Here is a 15,672-nt window from a genome sequence, read left to right as displayed (position 1 = left end):
CGCACCGGGGCACGCCTACACCTTCACCGAGTCCGTCCCGGGGTACGCCGTCTCCAGACCGGCCAGCCGCGCGGACACGATGGCCTCCAGCCGGTTCGCCACGTTGATCTTCGGCAGAATGGCGGAGACGTAATTGCGTACGGTCTTCTCCGAGATGAACAGCTCCTGCGCTATGCGGCGGTTGCCGTAACCGAGGGAGACCAGTCGCAGCACCTCCCGCTCCCGGTTCGTCAGCGCCGGGAACGGAAGCGTCTCGTCGGCCTCCGCCAGGCGTTTGAGGAGGGCGAAGAGTTCGCTGCCGGACCGGGGGCCCAGCGTCACGTACCCTCGCTGCGCGGCCCGTACGGTGCGCAGCAGGTCCACCGTCTCCGTGCTCTTGACCAGATAGGCCGTGGCTCCCGCCATCAGCGCGGTCAACAGCAGGTTGTCGTCGTCGTGATCCGGGGAGACCATGGCGACCAGCCGTGACACCGGGCTCTGTCCGCGCAGCCGTTGCAGCAGCCCGATTCCCGCGCGGCCCGGCAGGTCGAGATCGACGAGGACCACATCGGGCTTCGCCTCCCGCACCGCCCGTACGCCGGCCTGCGGGTCGGAAGTCGCCGCGGCGACGCTGATCCCGTCGCCTTCGAGCGCGGAACGCAGGCCGCTGAGAACCAGAGGAATGCTCTCCATCACCACCACGCGGGTGACGGCATCGTGGACTGTTTCGGCCATTCCTGTTCATCCTCACACCCAGGCCGACGTGGGCGTGACCAGGCACTTCCCCACGCCGTCATGATCAGCGTTCGGTTGCAGCGTAGATCTTTCGTCGAACTGCGCGGGAGCGCACTCCTCGGGGGGGCCGACCGCTCCCGCGACCGCCGCGGCGTTGTTCGCTCTCGGCATGCCGCTCGTCGACGGTGTCGAGCCGGGTCCCGGCATCGCCCTGGGAACGGCTGCCTTCGGCGCGCAGACGGCCGTCGGGTGGATCCTCACCCGAAGCCTGGACCACTACGACCGGGTGTCCCTGGTGGCACTGGCTCAGCAGAACGGTGTGACGGCGGTCGTCCTGGCCCTGTCCCTCGAACCCGCCTTCCCGCGCACGGTGGCGATCGTCGCGCCCGCCGTCGTCACGGTCAACACCCTGCGCTTCCTGGCGAACCGGCTGCGGAACGGCCGACCGCCGCCGCCCCACGTCGAGCGGGTCGAGAACGCCTCCCCCGCCCCGGGGCCGCAGGCACGGATCAGGGCCAGGGACAGGGCCGCATGCGCGGACGACAAACGGAAGCACATTCTCTGGACCCCGGGTCCGTGATCCCGGGCCCGAGACGCCGGGTCCGAGGTCCCGGGCCCGAGGTCGTCACAGACCCGCGTGGTCCAGCAGCAGCCCCAGGTCCTTCTCCTTCACCCGGGTGACTCCCTGCGGGTTCCGGTTGGACAGGACGTGCAGCGGGACGGGGTCGCGGTGCAGCCGACGGGTCGCGGCCGGGTCCAGGGTCGCCGTGAACTTCCACGGCTGGCGAGGACTCCCCGTCACCTCGTACGGCTCGTCCTCGATGTCGGCCACCGCGGCGATCTCCCGCACCGGCGAGGCGAAGTAGATCCACAGCCGGTCACCGGGCGCCATGCGCCGCCACCTCGACAGGCACCACTCCCGGCGGGGCGCGGTCTCGGCGAGCGCCAGCATGCGGTCCTTGGCCGAGGAGCCGCCGTCCGCGGAGGCACCCTCGGGTTTCACGATGAACAGCCAGTCCACGGACACTCCTCCACTCCCGCGCCTCGCCCCGGCCGCCCGCACCCGGCTGCGCCTCGTGCATCCAGGATCAAGGGGTCGGGACCCGGTCCCGACTACCCCGGGATTCCCGGCGGAACCGCTGTCCGGGACAATCGGACACGTGCCGGAGTACGCCTCGATCACCACGCTCGACACGCTCCTCGACGACCTGCGGGTCGGCGAGGCGCGGCGGCGCCAGCTGACGATGGTCCGCGGGGAACTGCACCGGGCCCTGGACCGGGGCGGACTGCCGGTGGGCGCCCGGCGCAGCCTGCGGCGCCTCCTGGAGAAGGAGGCCCTGACCACCTACCTGCGCCTCGCCGAGTCCGGTGCGCTGCGCGAGCGCCAGGTCGGCGGCGGGCGTCCGCCCACCTCGCAGGCCACCAACGCGGCCCGGTACCGGTGCCTGCACCTGCTGCGCGCCGCCCACGGGCTGCCCCCGCTGCACCTGGGTGGTGGCGGACGGATCCCGCCCCGCCCCACCCCCGACCACGGCACCCTCACCGCCCTGCGCCGCCGCCTCGACCAGGACCTCGCCACCGCGATGTCACCGGGCCACACCAGGCTCACCGCAGTGCTGTCCCTGGTCCTGGACGCGGCTCCACGCGCCGGAGAACTGACCGCGCTGCGCCTGTCCCACCTCACCCCCGACCGCACGGCGGTGTACGTACAGCGGCGCCCCCAGAACGGTGGCGGCGACAGCACGGACGACGTCTGGTACGCCCTCTCCCCCCTCACCCGGGCCGCGCTGGAACGCTGGCTCGCGGTCCGCGCCGAACTGGTCGAACGCGCCCACGGCACCAGCCGGCTGTGGGTGAGCCTGTTCGTCAACCACGACGGCACCCGCCACCAGGAAGGCCGGGCCGTCCTGCGCCCGCCCGGTCTCCCCCTGGAGGAGAAGGGCCTGCTCCTCAGCTACCGCACGGGCCGGGCCCGCTACGACCTGACCACCCTGCTGCCGCCCAAACTGGAACAACTGCGGCGCGCGGTCCTGGATCACATCCCTCCTGCCTCTCTGGCCGCACCCGCAGACTGATCCTCTTTCTCTCTGGCGCGACTTTTTCTAAATGATCACTTAACGCATAATCCGAAGGGCCTGTTATTACCGATGCATGGCTGACCCCATCGGTCACAGCGCAAGAGTGGCCCAGACCGTTTTGCCGGCGGGGTGATGGGGACGAATGCCCCAGCCGTCGGCCAGGGCCTCGACGAGGAGCAGGCCCCGGCCCGACTCCCCGTCGGCGTCCGCCACCGGTGGCCGTCCCGGAAGGCGGTCACCTCGGGCGTCGGTCACCTCGATGAGCAGGGACGCGGCATCGAGCGTGAGGTCCAGACGGGCGTCACGGCCAGGCACCCGTCCGTGCAGGGCCGCGTTCGTGGCGAGTTCGGCGACGAGGAGGCTCGCCGCGTCCGTATCCGCTCCCCCGCCCGGTACGGCTTGCGGTACGTGGTCGGCAAGCCAGCGTTCGGCGGCATGGCGAACGCTGTGTGCGCCGTACTCGGTGGTGACGAAGAGGCTGCTGAAGCTGAAGTGGCCGGTGGGCGCGAGCGGTTCGCGGGTCACGGCGGCTGATTCCTTGTTCACCTCACCGAGCGTGGCCGATCCGACCTACCCTCGGGGGTGACGAGCCCTGTACGGAGGGTTACTGTCCGCCCGTACAGGGCGGGCTGTACGGGCGACCGGGGCGGTTGTACGGGCGTACGGCCGTCCCCTCGGACACTCGGCGGTCGGTGAACCCCGGCCGGATCGGTGACCAGGACGAGAGCGGTGGTGCGGAATGACGGGACGACCCGAGCCGGGCGACGGCGGGGAGGCCGAGGGCACGGCGGAGGTGTCGGACCTCTTCCGCGCCCTCGGACGCCAGATCAAGGCCGCACGGGAGCGGGCGGGGTTCAGCCAGAAGGAACTGGGCCAGCGGCTCGGCTACGGCGAGGAGCAGATCTCGTCGGTCGAGCGGGGCCGCCGGACGCCGCAGCCGGAGTTCCTGGCGGCCGTGGACGAACTCCTGGAGTGCGGTGGGCTGCTGGCGGTGACGGCGGAGGACGTGGAGCGGGCGAAGGCGCGGAGACGGGTGCGGCATCCGGAGTGGTTCCGGGACTATGCGGTACTGGAGGCGCAAGCGGTTGAGCTGTGTTACTTCGCCAATCAGGCTGTGCCCGGCCTCTTTCAAACAGAGTCATACGCACGCTCCGTGTTCGCAAGCAGGCAACCGTTCTTCGACGAGGAGTCGATCGAGCAGCGCGTCACGTCAAGGCTCGCCAGGCAGGAGATCCTTGTCCGCTGGCCTCCGCCGACCGTGAGCGCGATCGTGCAGGAAGCCGTGCTACGACAGCCTTTCGGCGGTCCGAAGGTCCAGCGCGAGCAGTTGGGACGCCTGGTGGAGCTGGCCCACTTGCGGCATGTCGAGATCCAGGTGATGCCCACGCTCAGCGAGGACCACGCCGGGATGGGCGGCCCGTTCACCCTGCTCGAAATCAAGGGCAAGCCGCGTATGGCCTACCTGGAAGTCCAGCACACGAGCCGCCTGATCACCGATCCGGAGAGCGTACGGGTTCTCGCCGCGAAATATGGCAGCATCCGGGGACAGGCGCTCAGCACCCGAGAATCCCTACGCCTGGTCGAGACGATGCTGGGAGAGCTATGAACACCGAACGGTCCATACATCTGACCTGGTTCAAGAGCACGCACAGCGGGGACGAGGGCGGCGAGTGCGTCGAGGTTGCGGTCGATCGGGCTGCGATCCGTGTGCGGGACTCGAAGGAGCTGAGCGGTCCACAACTCGCGTTTACCCGCGACGCCTGGTCCGGGTTCGTCGCCGCCGTCGGGCGGGACCGGTCGTACTGATCGAGATGGATCCCGACCAGCACCCGACGTCGTGGCACGGCTGACGCGCAGCACACCGCCGGAATCCGCGAACTCGCCCGAGAGACACGCTGCGCGTCAGCGCCGTCCCCGCCGTACACCACCAGCTTCTCGCCCGCTGCCAGCCGCTCGACGGCGGCCAGGGCCGCCCTGCGGTCCCGGCCCAGCGCAAGGCCCGCCGCGAGTACGAGAACCGGGTCAGCACACTCACGCCCTGATCATGATCGTTCTCACCGATAACCGCTGTACCGATGTTCCCGAGGCCGTCCTTGAGGACGGTCATCGTCGCGTTCCTGCGGTCTGCGGCGAACCGCTCCTTGGCCTCCCGCAGGTGCTCCCTCATCTCGTCGTACGAATCGGTCGTGGGCGGCTACAACATATGGACCCGGATCTACTCGAACCCCGGCAACCGCTTCGTCAGCGACAAGTACATGACCACCGGACGCGTGCAGAACTTCCTGCCCAAGTGTTGATCTGCATCACACCATGCGCATCAGGGGCGTGCGTCATCCACGCGGCGCGCGCCCTTGATGCGGTCAGAAGGCCGACGACCACGGCCGTTCCTCCCTTGTCTCCGGTGCTCTGCCGCTACAAGTGGAAACGGCCGCAGCCGCTCCCACTCCGCATCTGTCAGATCGCCACGCGTCATGCCCAGGACGACGATCCGAACACGAATCAGTTACATGATTATTCTTGTTCTATTCAACCCGCACTTCGGTGTTCTGACATGCGTGCAGCAGCCACCTCCCGTCATCCTGCTTCGTCATGACATAGAGCGGAGCGCCTTCCGTTTCGCCTTCCGGCGAGTGGTAGACCTGCCGAACCTTGACGGCCGCGACGTCGGGCCGCAGGAATTGCGTGTGGACTGCCTTATGGGTGATCTCACCATCCCAGCTGGCTGCGGGCAGCACGGCGCGGGTGAATTCGGCGATCGCGTCAAAGCCGATCAGGACCTTGCCGTGGCCGGTCGTCCAGAGAGCGTCGGGGTGGAAGAGCGCGAGGAACCCCTCGACGTCTTTGGCGCGCTGAGCGCGTTCGACAGTGGTGACGACCTGTTCGATGGCTCTGATATCTGCGGTTTCGGTATCCATGCAGATCACTCTGAGACCTCAAGCCAACTTGAGGTCAAGGCCCAGCCGTGAGATCGCCCGGACAGGTCCTAGCCAGACGGCCGGATCGCAGTGAACCGCGTGCTCATGGCGGGACCAAGGCGCTCGACAAGGCCATATCCGGGCTGGCCCGGCCACGGCAGACTAAAGAGGAATGCGGTGGTGATCACCCGGGCCACTTCGGGGTCACCGAGTCGAAACTGCTCTTCCAGGAATCGCAGGGTGACTCGCCAGTCCGTCTCGTCCCCTTCGAGGAACGACGCCACGGTCTCCTGAACCACATCCCAGAAGAAGAGGTCGGGCAGGACACCGTCCTCGTTGAAGACGTGCGCTTCAAGCAGGTCCTCAAAGCCGGGCACAGCCGCCACCAAGTCCCGCACCAGCTGGACATCGCGCTCCACCGACACCCCCTCCCTATGCGCTCAGAACAGATCCACTCCCATCATCAGCCATGATCGGCCGGACAGGTCCTAGTCGGCCAGGTCTGCCGCCAGCTCGTCGCGCCAGTGCACGGACATGCGCAGGCTCAGGACTGTCTCGGCCGCCGCGGGCAGGGGTAGCAGCAGGAACCGGCGCAGGGCCCCGGCCGCCGCGTCCCGTCCGTGCCACGCGGCGAGGTCGGCCGCGGTGACGGGCGCCGGGTCCGGCTGGTGGCGGGCCGCGTCGAGCAGTCCGCGGACGGCCCGGGCCTCCGCATGGATGGTCCGCATCCGCAGGTCCAGGGCCCCGTCGGACGTCAGGTCCACCGGCTCGCCCCGGCCGACCTGCTCCAGCGCCCGGGCGATCTCCGGGTAGCCGTCGATGCTGGTCTCCGACGCCAGCCGGGCGAGCTGTGCCGCCATCGCGGAGTGCAACCGCTCCGGCGGGGTCCGCTCCACGACGGCACCGAGGTCGAAGTCGCGTACGACGGTGACCGGGTGCCGCGCCTCCGGCACCTCGTCGAGGAGTGGCAGCAGCAGCGCGCTGGCCAGTGGTGTTGCCGCGTCGTCCGCCGGGTCCCAGCTGATGCCGTGCTCCGCCGTCAGGCCTGCCAGCAGTCGCGTGTAGGCGGCCGTCGAGCCGGGCCAGGGATCGACGCCGATCCGCTGCCACTGCTGTCCGCCGCGTCCGAGTGCGGGCTGCCCGTCGGGGCCGGTCACGTAGTCCTCGCGCGGTGATTCGACCCGGTGGCCTGCCTCCGGCCGCTCCGCGCCGTCCTCCACGACGCTCACGCGCACCTCGTGTCCCTGCTTCGCCAGCCGCACCACCCGGGTTCCGCGGGACAGCCGCCCCAGCACCTCGGGACGGCCGAACTGGGCGTCACCGCCCTCCTGCGTGGCGTACGACCACCCATCGCCGCAGGACCCGGCCCGGACCATCGGGCGATGCGCGGCCCAGGGCGCGCCGGCGGACAGCTGCGCCTGTTCCCGGCTGCGCGGCCTGGCGGTCGCGGGCACGGAGCCCAGCCGGTCCAGCAGCTCCCCGGGGTCGATGCCCGCCACGAACACGACGTCCGGCTGCGTGGGCGGTGCGGGCTCGGGTCCGAAGAATCCGCCACTCCCGAAGGTGATGACGGCGTATGCCCCGTCGGGCTGCGGGACGGGCGGGGCCGGCTCGGCCGCGGGGACCTGCGGCTCGGGGGTCCTGGCGGCGACGTCCAGGGCGGAGGTCGGGTCGGCAACGACCGTCACGGCGCTGTCCCAGATCAGCCGGCCCTCGTGGGCCAGGGGTGTCCGCCCGTCGAAGGGCAGGCCCTTCTCCAGGGCCGTGGCGAAGTCGCAGAGGACGTGCCGCAGTCCCGACCAGGGGGTGAAGGCCGAGCCCGTCTCGTCGAAGTACCGGCCGACTCGCCCGTGGTGCGGGCCGGGGCGGGTGACCAAGAAGAGTCCGTCGGAGGACTGCCAGCCGATGCCGAGGGTGATCAGCAGTCGTTCGTGCGGCCAGTACGCGTACTCGTCGCGCTCCTCCTCGTCGAGTTCCGCCTCCTCCTCGGCAACGTCCTCCCCGACCTCGCGCAGGAACTCGGCGCTCCGGACGATCTCCCCGACTCCGGACAGTGGTCCGTAGTAGTCCAGCCGGAGCGTTCCCTCCTGGAGCTCCACACCGTCGTGCCGCAGCAGCGACTCCCTCAGGTCGGGCGGGAAGGCCACCCCCAGCCGGAGTTCGGCCGCGGCGATGTCCGCCGGGACGGCCGGCGGTCGCAGTAGTCCGTGGGTGACGGGGGCGTGCCGCGCGAGCCAGCTCTCGATGCGGTCCCAGGACTCTTCGACAGTGAACGTGATCATGCCCGGCACCCTAGGTGCGGGCACTGACACCCGGATGGCCAGGGCTGTCCGCAGTCCCCTCGGCCCCGGCTGTCCCTCAGTCCCGTCACTCGCAAACGGACGCGTCGCCCGCCGCTGATGCGCTACTTCCGCGAGTCGCATTCCCCGGCGTGCGGCGGAGTCTGCGGGCATCTCGCCTTGCCACCCGGCTACCGACCGCCGCTTTCTGGCCGCCGTCCACACGAAGGCAATCTTCGAAGCGGTCCGCGACCAGCGAACAGCCGAAGCTCCCCCGTAACCGCATCCTCATTGGCGACGTGCGCGACCGGCTTACCGAGTTGCCCGCGTCGTCCGTCAACACCATCATCACCAGCCCGCCGTACTTCGGCGTCCGCAACTATGGCCACGCCCAACAGCGCGGCGCAGAACCCATACGACGCTCAGCCATCCACTACGAGGGTTACCAACAACCCGTGCTGATGCGGCACGACGTCGTGCGACACGATGCGTCCGCGGCCGATCGCCTCCGCCAGTTGCTGGTGCTCCTGCACCAGCACAGTCGGCTCCAGGTCGAGGACCGTGACGCCATGCTTCTTGCCGGGCTTCCAGTCGCCCCAGTTCCAGATCACCAGTCGTTGCGCCATGCCTCACTCCTTGGAACGCAGGCGACAATCAGGCCAACTTGAACTCGCCGACCTCGACGCCAACCACGCACGCACCCCCACTACTCGGTGAGGCGTCAAGAGCAACGACGGCAGGGCCTCCGTTCGGAATTGCCAGCTTCCGTGCTGATAACCAGCTCTGGGCGGAGCACTTCGCTGATGTACTCACACAGTTCCATGAGCTGCCGGCCAGCACGGGTCGCGCGATCACGGACGGCATCCAAACATGCCTCGTGAAGGTGGTCCTCAAGTTCGGGCTCGTCGTCCTCGTCACACCAGATCGTCCGCAGGGACTCTTCTTGTGCTTCAAACTCCTGCTTGGAGTCACGGAGAAGTTTCTCCAGGCTGAGGGTTGGATGCTCCATCACTGCGTCAGACAGCTCGGGCAGCGACTCGATTGAGGTGGGGTCCGGGAGCGAAGAACCGTCGCGGAGTGCCATGAGAAGCAAGGCCTGCCGCAGCACGGGAAGTAGCCGATCGGTGTCAGTTGCGTGCGCGAAGGCGGTCGCTCGACTGAAGGACGCCGGCGTTCCCGCCGCCACCCTGCACGCCGCCGACGCCTCCACCCAGGACGGGACGACCGTGCGCGTCGGGACCATGCACTCGTTCAAGGGCCTGGAGTTCCGCTGCGTCGCGGTCATCGGCGTCACCGAGAACGCGCTGCCGTTCCCGAAGGCGGTCACACCGCCCGAGGTGGTCTCCGATCAGCACAAGACGGACATGCTGTCGGAACGCTGCCCGCTGTTCATCGGCTGCACAAGGGCCCGCGACAGCCTGTACGTCCCCTGGTCAGGGAAGCCCAGTCCGTTTTTGATGGAGGCGGGGGTGCGGAGCGAGTTCCTCACTGTCTGGTCCTGTTGACAAGCGTCAGGCAAACTCTTGGTCAGAGGCTCGTGTCCCGCACAGGACACGGAACAAGGGGATCGCCGCCCGCTGGCGCCTCCGCAGTCGGCGTCAACGTGGCGCACCGTCACGACTGGGGGGAGGGCGGGGCACGGCGGAGTTCGCGTGGCAAAAGGGGGCCGATCGTGAGTGCTCAGGAAGCGCACTTCCAGGGTGCAGAGATCTTGCAGAGCACGCGTACTCATGTCCGCTGGACCTTGCAGAAGCTTTCCGCACCGGTTTCCTTCTCCTGCCATCAATGCGGCAGGAGAACCACGGACACAGTGGTCGCCATCAAGACCACGAGTGCGGGCAGGCAACTAGCCCACTGCGCGGACTGCCACCTTCAAAGACTCACTGAGGTGGCCAGTACCTATGAGCCTCCCGCCTCGGCCGTCAGCGCCGCCCCGGCGCCTGGCGGTGCAGAAGGTGCAGCGACCTCCAGGCTCGACGAGACGGTACTGATCCGGCAACCGGACCCGGGCCTACCCCACGACGTGGTCGAGACACCCCCCGAACTGCGGTGGTCATTCGTGATCCGTCGACATCACCTGGAACACGGACAGTGTCCGCTGCCCTCGCAGGCCGCGCGTCGGATCCGGACGGCCAAAGTCGTGCACCTTGACCACGGCCGCGGCTTCCCCACTGTGCTGCTGGATTCACTACGCAAGAAGGTCACCAAAGAGCACCTCCGAGGCATCCGATGGCCGTCGGAACTCCTGCCCGGCACACGGGTCACGGCCAATCTGGACCGCAGTCGGCTCCGTCTGTCTCTCACCCTCCTGGAACGTCCTGTCTTCATCGCGAAGAGGCGGTTCTCTTACACGTACGACCCCCGGATCATCGCCCGTGAACTCCCGACGAGCCTGGCCCACAGCCCAGCGGGCATCGCTGTCTCGCTCGATGTGCTGGTGCAGGAGACAATCCGCAAACTCGGCTATCTCGACGAGGCGGGCAGCGCACTTCTGCCGGTGGAGAACCTGATCCGCGGCGTTCGAAGCCGTGCCATATCCCACCAGTACTCGAGCGACGCGATCCGCGCTTCGGTGAACGGGCTCATCAACCGAAGACGCCTCACCTGGGAAACAGGAAGCTGCGCGGCCGACGGCGTTCTTCATTTTCCGGCCCGTCCGGGCGAGAGAACGGTCCGCCTCGTCTGCTACACGCCCTTCGTAGTGCCCAAGCCGAAGAAGCAGCGGATCGTACATCTGCCGAGCGCCTCTTCACGGCATGGCGTCGCAGGGCATCTGATGAAGATCGAGCACCTTGGCAAGCAAGCCAGCGCTGCGGCCCTGGCAGCGTACGCCGAAGCTCATCGCAGCGCCGGCCTAACCGGGACTCATCATCTGCCGAAGGGACACACCTACGTCAAACCTCACAAGCGCGGAGGCCTGACATAGGCAGGCGGATGGAGGAGCCGTCCACTACCGAATGCTCTGCAGCAACAGCCCCGTGGCAGTGACGGTCCAGAACGTCCATCCGTTCCGATTCGGATTGACGTGCGGGTTCAGGGCGTGGACCAGGGCGACCGCCGCCCCGCTGGGAGTCTCGTACTCGCCTCGGCCCGGACCGGAGGGGATCCTCACGACGCGGGACGCGGGATCGTAGTAGGCGTCGACGCACCGGCCTTCGTAGACTGCGTGGATCTCAACACCGTGCTTCGTGCGAAGTTCTTGGACCTCCGCCCCGACGAGCGTGGGTGCGGTCGGGCCCTCCACGATCAGCTGCTCGTCGGCAGGCAGCTCGTCGGTGTCCCGGTGGGTGGCCTGTGCGTCGTAGCGGGGAAGACCGAGCAGATCGTTGAGGACGTTGGCCAGCAGACTCCGGCGTGCGGCCAGGAAGTCGGGGAAACGGTCCAGGGACCGCAGCTCCGGCTCGCCGGGGATCCACTGTTCGGCCAGGCGCTCCGGCGCGATCCCCGCCATGTAGTCAACGGGCAGCCTGGAGGAGATCATCTTGTTCGTCTGACCGGTGACGAAGGCCAGGTTGGCGAGGCTGTTCCACTCCTCCTTCGCGTATGTCCCCTGGACCCGGGCGCGCGGGAACACGTGATGGAATTCGATCTTGGCGTTGCTGTTCATCGGCTGGTCGCTGATGGCGATATTGGTCGCCCAGTCCCGTGCCGTGCCCCGCAATGCGGCGATGTAGAACAGTTTGAAGAACGGATGCGTGGAGTACTTCTGCTCCAGGTCTCTCGGGTGGAGGGCGCTGTCCCGGGACCGGGTGCCGGAGGCCCGGCGAATGAGCTCGGTGAACAGGCCCTCTCCCTCACGCGATTTGATCAGCCTTGCCTCCGCGTCGAGTTTGCCCTCGACCTGCAGAGAGTAGTGGCTGAACGCCATCGCCGTGTACACCCAGCGACGCAGTAGCTGAGCCTCCCCCGGACGCAGCTTGCCGTCCCGGTGGTGCAGCAGCAGGGCAGGCACGATAGTGACGTTCGGTGACGAGAGGACCTCGGACCGGGGGATCGCGCACTCGCCCTTCAGGAAGTCGATGGCGAAGCGCAGCGCCCTCTCGGTGGCGTGCCATGCCTCCTTCAGCGCGGCCTCGTCCATGTCCGCCCCGATGAGCTTGATGTGATGGGCGCCGGTTCCCGCGAGGAGGCTCGTGAGACGCAGGACGGCTTCCCTGTTCAGGGCGAAGTTGCTGTCCTGCAGCTCCTGGTGGAAGGCATCCATGGTGTCCAGACCGTCGGACCACCGCGCCGCGATGGCGCTGTAGACGAGGTCGCCCTTGGACAGCCTTCGACCGCCCTTGTTCAACCGGGCGAAGAGTTCAGCGACTTCCTCGTAGTCGTCGGACTCGTAGGTGATGACGGCGATCTCCTGCTTGCGGATGTCGTGCACCTTCTGCAAGCGCTGCATCCATGCGCCGAACTGCGGGGCGGAGTAATCGATCCCGGCCGCTCTGAGCACCTCGTGGTACTGCACGTTCTCCTGCAGCAAGGTGGAAACACGGAACAGGAGCGGATCCTTGCTTTGGATCGCGCTCGGGTTGACGAACTCCTCGGTGCGCACGTCGAAGCGCAGGTCGATAAGCCGGCCGTCCGCCTTTGACTCCGGCCGGTACACCCAGGCCAGGGAGGTCAACCGCTGTTGCCCGTCCAGGAGGTAAAGAGGCTGGTGCGCCGACTTGTCGGCCTGGACGACGGCAGCCGTCTTGAAGGGGACGGTCAGATTGGTCTTCCACAGCAGCAGGGCACCGACGGGGTAGCCCCGGTAGAGGGAATCGAAGAGATCGCGTACGTCGGGCCTCATCCAGACGAAGTCGCGCTGGATGGAGGGGATGACGACCTTGCCCTGCAGCAGGTCCTCGATTTGAGAAGCGATCTTTTGGTTTGCCAACCCCATGCTGCCCCCAGCCTGTGTGCGCTCCGCCACACACACGCTATCAAGGGCCGAGAAGGGCCAACTGCGGTCGAGTGGAACCGCCTTCGCCTGCCAGGGTCGTCGCGTGCCCCGCTCGGCCCTCCGGATGCCCGTACCCGCGCCCCTACGCCGAACTGGCAGACATGGACGGCACGGCACGCTGATCGGGTACAGCTCGGCCCTGCACGGTTTCGGACAACGCGTCCGCGCGGCGGAGATGGAGGAGCCTGAACTTAACGACCGCCCGCCCTGCCTGCCTGCCCACCATCCCCAGGCCCAAGCGGGACACCCCTGTCTACCCAGACATCTGCAGGGGGAAGAGCATCACCGTCCCGGGCACCGTGTTGGCCAAGTGGCGACAGAAATACCCCCTGTTCACCCTTCTGTGGCAGGAAGCCTGGTCCGGACTGCGCAGTCAGAACGAGGGCGGCAACGGCAACCTCAAGAAGTCCGCCCTCGACAGCATCGACGATCCCCAGCTCCGCCTGCCGCACGGACGCGTCGCGCAGACCCTGCTCAATGCCGTCATCATCTTCGTGGCGAACCTCAGAGCCATCCGACGGTTCCTCCGTGACCAGGGCATCCAGCCCCGCAAAGCCAGCGCGCAGAGCGCCGCGACCCGACCCGGTGAGCCCTCCGGCCCGCCCCAGGCGCGACCGCTTCCGACCGAGCAGGTCGAGCCTCCGCCACGCGAGTGACGCACCTCCGCCGCGCTCCGCCCCCTGGAAACCCCACATGCCTGCTCCACGGCTACCAGCCGTCGCGCAGGCATGTCCTGTTTCCGCAGGTGAGAGGCGCAGTACCTGGACCGCCACCGCCCCACCCCCTCATCGAGCCGATCACGAGGCTTGAGGCCCCGGAAACGACGAAATACCGGTGAGTCACATGACTCGACCGGTAATTCGTGAACGCTTCGGGACGATCTCGTGAACGCCCCACTGTGTGTCCGAGGGGGGACTTGAACCCCCACGCCCGATAAAGGGCACTAGCACCTCAAGCTAGCGCGTCTGCCATTCCGCCACCCGGACCAGGTGTCCGCCGCCTGGACGGGGGTGTTCCCCGGGGCGACACGGACAACAATACCAAGCTTTCGGAGTGGCTTTCACCTGCGTTTCCTCGCCCCGGCGAAGCCTCCGGCAGGGCCTCCGGCGAGGCGAGGAGGGCGGCAGGGGAAGCCGTACGGAAGACAGCGCGCCGCCGACTACGGCATCAGGTGGTACTCCGGGAAGTTCCCCGGCAGGCGCTCCCCCGCCGGGCCCTGTGTGACCGCGCGCACCAGGAGGTCGCCGCCCACGAACGCGCCCCGCCATGACGCGCCGAAGCCGCCGAACAGCTCGTCGCGGTCGCCTCGCGAGCGGGGTTTTCCGTGGCCGACCTTGAAGGCGCGGATCTGCGGGGCCAGGCGGTCGTACGTGGCCTCGTCGTCCGTGGAGAGGGTCGCCACCAGTGCGCCGTTCGACGCGTTCATGGCCGCGAGCAGTTCCGCCTCCGTGTCGACCAGGACGATCGTGTCGACCGGGCCGAAGGGTTCCGCGTGGTGCAGTGGGGAGGACGGGGGCGGGTTCAGGAGCGTGACCGGCTGGACGTACGCCGTGGTGTCCTGGCCGGGCAGGAACCGGGCGTCGGCGGGGCTGCCGCGGTACAGGGGGACGGCGCCGCGGTCGATCGCCTCCGCCACCTGGTCGTGCAGTTCCTTCGCCTTGGCCGCGTTGATCACCGGACCGAAGTCCAGCCGCGGGTACGGGTCGTCCGGCCGCTCCACCGCCAGGGGGTGGCCGACGCGGAGGGTGCGGACCGCCGGGAGGTAGGCCGCGAGGAACTCGTCGAACAGGTCGCGCTGGACGACGAAGCGCGGGTACGCCGTGCAGCGCTGTTTGCCGTAGTCGAAGAGTCTGGGGATCGCCGCCGTCAGCGTGTCCCAGTCGGTGTGGTTCCAGATGCCCCAGGTGTTCAGGCCCTCCTGTTCCAGTACGTGGCGTTTGCCCAGGTCGGCCACGGCGGTGGCCACCGCGGCGCCCGTGTCGCGGCCGCCGACGAAGGAGACGCAGCCGATCTCGGGCGCGCGCACGAGCGCCTGAGACAGCTCGCGTCCGCCGCCGCTGACGAGGGTGACGGGTATCCCCTCGCGGGCGGCGAGCGCGCAGGCCAGGGTGAGGCACGCGACGCCGCCGTCCGTCGGGGTCTTGGCGATGACCGCGTTGCCCGCCAGTGCCTGTACCAGCAGGGCGTGGACCAGGACGCTCATGGGGTAGTTCCAGCTCGCGATGTTGGAGACGGGTCCGTCCAGCGGGACCCGGTCCGCGAGTATGGGCTCGATGCCGTCGACGTACCAGCGCACGCCGTCGACGGCCCGGTCGACGTCGGCCTGCGCGAGGCGCCAGGGCTTGCCGATCTCCCGGACGAGGAGGAGGGCGAGCAGCTCGCGGTGCTCGGTGAGGGCGTCGAGGGTCGCCGCGACGCGGGCCCGGCGTTCTTCGAGGGGGACGTGCCGCCAGGCGCGGTGGTGGTCGAGGGCGGCGCGGACGGCCCGGTGGGCCGTGGCTCCGTCCAGGCGCGGCGGGCCCGCGACGGGGCCGCCGTCGACGGGACTGGTGGCGGGCAGCGCCCGGCCGTCCGCCCGCCAGGCGGCACCCCAGAGGTTGAGGACCCGGTCGTCCCGGAATGCCTCGGGTGCGACGGCCAGACAGCGCCGCCAGGCGTCGGCCCACGCGGTGCCGGCCTTGAGGGTGAGGGTGGGTGCGGATGAGGGAGTGGGTGAGGGGGTGGGGGCCATTCGGTTGCTCCGCTCTCGG

General features: G+C 68.6%; 16 protein-coding genes, 1 tRNA gene and 1 pseudogene. 7 read left to right on the top strand and 11 right to left on the bottom strand.

Going from position 1 to position 15,672, the window contains the following annotated elements; genetic code table 11:
• Nucleotides 1-15: 15 nt before the first annotated feature.
• Complete coding sequence (locus KM933_RS27805) at nucleotides 16-714, bottom strand: LuxR C-terminal-related transcriptional regulator (protein WP_221357137.1); 699 nt, start codon at nucleotides 712-714, stop codon at nucleotides 16-18.
• A gap of 169 nt (nucleotides 715-883) precedes the next feature.
• Here KM933_RS27805 and KM933_RS27800 point away from each other — a divergent pair, with 169 nt between their 5' ends.
• Complete coding sequence (locus KM933_RS27800) at nucleotides 884-1,294, top strand: hypothetical protein (protein WP_221357136.1); 411 nt, start codon at nucleotides 884-886, stop codon at nucleotides 1,292-1,294.
• A 45-nt stretch (nucleotides 1,295-1,339) separates the two neighbouring features.
• Here the strand turns inward: KM933_RS27800 and KM933_RS27795 are convergent, their stop codons facing one another.
• Entirely contained in the window at nucleotides 1,340-1,735 is a 396-nt protein-coding gene (locus KM933_RS27795) for an EVE domain-containing protein (protein WP_221357134.1), read from the bottom strand.
• Between the two features lie 139 nt (nucleotides 1,736-1,874).
• Between KM933_RS27795 and KM933_RS27790 the strand changes: the two genes are divergently transcribed.
• The gene (locus KM933_RS27790; protein ID WP_308013565.1) at nucleotides 1,875-2,789 is read left to right on the top strand and encodes a hypothetical protein; all 915 of its coding nucleotides are present in this window, start codon (nucleotides 1,875-1,877) and stop codon (nucleotides 2,787-2,789) included.
• Nucleotides 2,790-2,882: 93 nt separating this feature from the next.
• Here KM933_RS27790 and KM933_RS40365 read toward each other — a convergent pair whose 3' ends face one another.
• The gene (locus KM933_RS40365) at nucleotides 2,883-3,338 is read right to left on the bottom strand and encodes an ATP-binding protein (protein WP_221357132.1); all 456 of its coding nucleotides are present in this window, start codon (nucleotides 3,336-3,338) and stop codon (nucleotides 2,883-2,885) included.
• Between the two features lie 193 nt (nucleotides 3,339-3,531).
• On the opposite strand from KM933_RS40365, the gene KM933_RS27780 reads away from it, so the two are divergent.
• Both KM933_RS27780 and KM933_RS27775 read left to right on the top strand, forming a co-directional pair.
• Nucleotides 3,532-4,398: a helix-turn-helix domain-containing protein gene (locus KM933_RS27780; protein ID WP_221357122.1), complete on the top strand. Its 867-nt coding sequence runs from the start codon at nucleotides 3,532-3,534 to the stop codon at nucleotides 4,396-4,398.
• Nucleotides 4,395-4,598, top strand: a complete 204-nt coding sequence (locus KM933_RS27775) for a DUF397 domain-containing protein (RefSeq protein WP_221357120.1) — start codon at nucleotides 4,395-4,397, stop codon at nucleotides 4,596-4,598. The genes KM933_RS27780 and KM933_RS27775 overlap by 4 nt, the downstream gene beginning before the upstream one ends.
• Before the next feature lie 716 nt (nucleotides 4,599-5,314).
• Here the strand turns inward: KM933_RS27775 and KM933_RS27770 are convergent.
• The 5 genes from KM933_RS27770 to KM933_RS27750 form a co-directional block, all read right to left on the bottom strand.
• Nucleotides 5,315-5,707, bottom strand: coding sequence for an SgcJ/EcaC family oxidoreductase (locus KM933_RS27770; protein ID WP_260334239.1), 393 nt, complete (start codon nucleotides 5,705-5,707; stop codon nucleotides 5,315-5,317).
• 68 nt (nucleotides 5,708-5,775) lie between these two features.
• Entirely contained in the window at nucleotides 5,776-6,126 is a 351-nt protein-coding gene (locus tag KM933_RS27765; protein WP_221357109.1) for a hypothetical protein, read from the bottom strand.
• A 69-nt stretch (nucleotides 6,127-6,195) separates the two neighbouring features.
• Nucleotides 6,196-7,989: an SMI1/KNR4 family protein gene (locus KM933_RS27760; RefSeq protein ID WP_221357107.1), complete on the bottom strand. Its 1,794-nt coding sequence runs from the start codon at nucleotides 7,987-7,989 to the stop codon at nucleotides 6,196-6,198.
• A 419-nt stretch (nucleotides 7,990-8,408) separates the two neighbouring features.
• A complete protein-coding gene (locus tag KM933_RS27755; RefSeq protein WP_221357105.1) occupies nucleotides 8,409-8,612 on the bottom strand; it encodes a hypothetical protein in 204 nt (67 codons plus the stop codon).
• 95 nt (nucleotides 8,613-8,707) lie between these two features.
• Nucleotides 8,708-9,094, bottom strand: a complete 387-nt coding sequence (locus tag KM933_RS27750) for a hypothetical protein (protein ID WP_221357206.1) — start codon at nucleotides 9,092-9,094, stop codon at nucleotides 8,708-8,710.
• Between the two features lie 28 nt (nucleotides 9,095-9,122).
• On the opposite strand from KM933_RS27750, the pseudogene KM933_RS27745 reads away from it, so the two are divergent.
• Together KM933_RS27745 and KM933_RS27740 are read left to right on the top strand one after the other, a co-directional pair.
• Nucleotides 9,123-9,491, top strand: a pseudogene (locus tag KM933_RS27745) (3'-5' exonuclease); the annotation flags it as partial.
• A gap of 167 nt (nucleotides 9,492-9,658) precedes the next feature.
• Nucleotides 9,659-10,912: a hypothetical protein gene (locus KM933_RS27740; RefSeq protein WP_221357093.1), complete on the top strand. Its 1,254-nt coding sequence runs from the start codon at nucleotides 9,659-9,661 to the stop codon at nucleotides 10,910-10,912.
• 24 nt (nucleotides 10,913-10,936) lie between these two features.
• Here KM933_RS27740 and KM933_RS27735 read toward each other — a convergent pair whose 3' ends face one another.
• Nucleotides 10,937-12,892, bottom strand: a complete 1,956-nt coding sequence (locus KM933_RS27735; protein WP_308013564.1) for a GmrSD restriction endonuclease domain-containing protein — start codon at nucleotides 12,890-12,892, stop codon at nucleotides 10,937-10,939.
• A gap of 329 nt (nucleotides 12,893-13,221) precedes the next feature.
• Between KM933_RS27735 and KM933_RS27730 the strand changes: the two genes are divergently transcribed.
• Nucleotides 13,222-13,578 (top strand): hypothetical protein, encoded by a 357-nt coding sequence (locus KM933_RS27730; RefSeq protein WP_221357091.1) that lies wholly within the window; start codon nucleotides 13,222-13,224, stop codon nucleotides 13,576-13,578.
• 245 nt (nucleotides 13,579-13,823) lie between these two features.
• On the opposite strand, the gene KM933_RS27725 is transcribed toward KM933_RS27730, so the two are convergent.
• Nucleotides 13,824-13,908, bottom strand: a tRNA-Leu gene (locus KM933_RS27725).
• A gap of 173 nt (nucleotides 13,909-14,081) precedes the next feature.
• A complete protein-coding gene (locus KM933_RS27720; RefSeq protein WP_221357089.1) occupies nucleotides 14,082-15,653 on the bottom strand; it encodes an aldehyde dehydrogenase family protein in 1,572 nt (523 codons plus the stop codon).
• Between the last annotated feature and the right edge of the window lie 19 nt (nucleotides 15,654-15,672).

The organism is Streptomyces beigongshangae (assembly GCF_019710745.1).
GTDB classification, from domain to species: domain Bacteria; phylum Actinomycetota; class Actinomycetes; order Streptomycetales; family Streptomycetaceae; genus Streptomyces; species Streptomyces beigongshangae.
The sequence above is the reverse complement of the archived record's forward strand: the minus strand, read 5'-3'. Positions and strand labels throughout refer to the sequence as shown.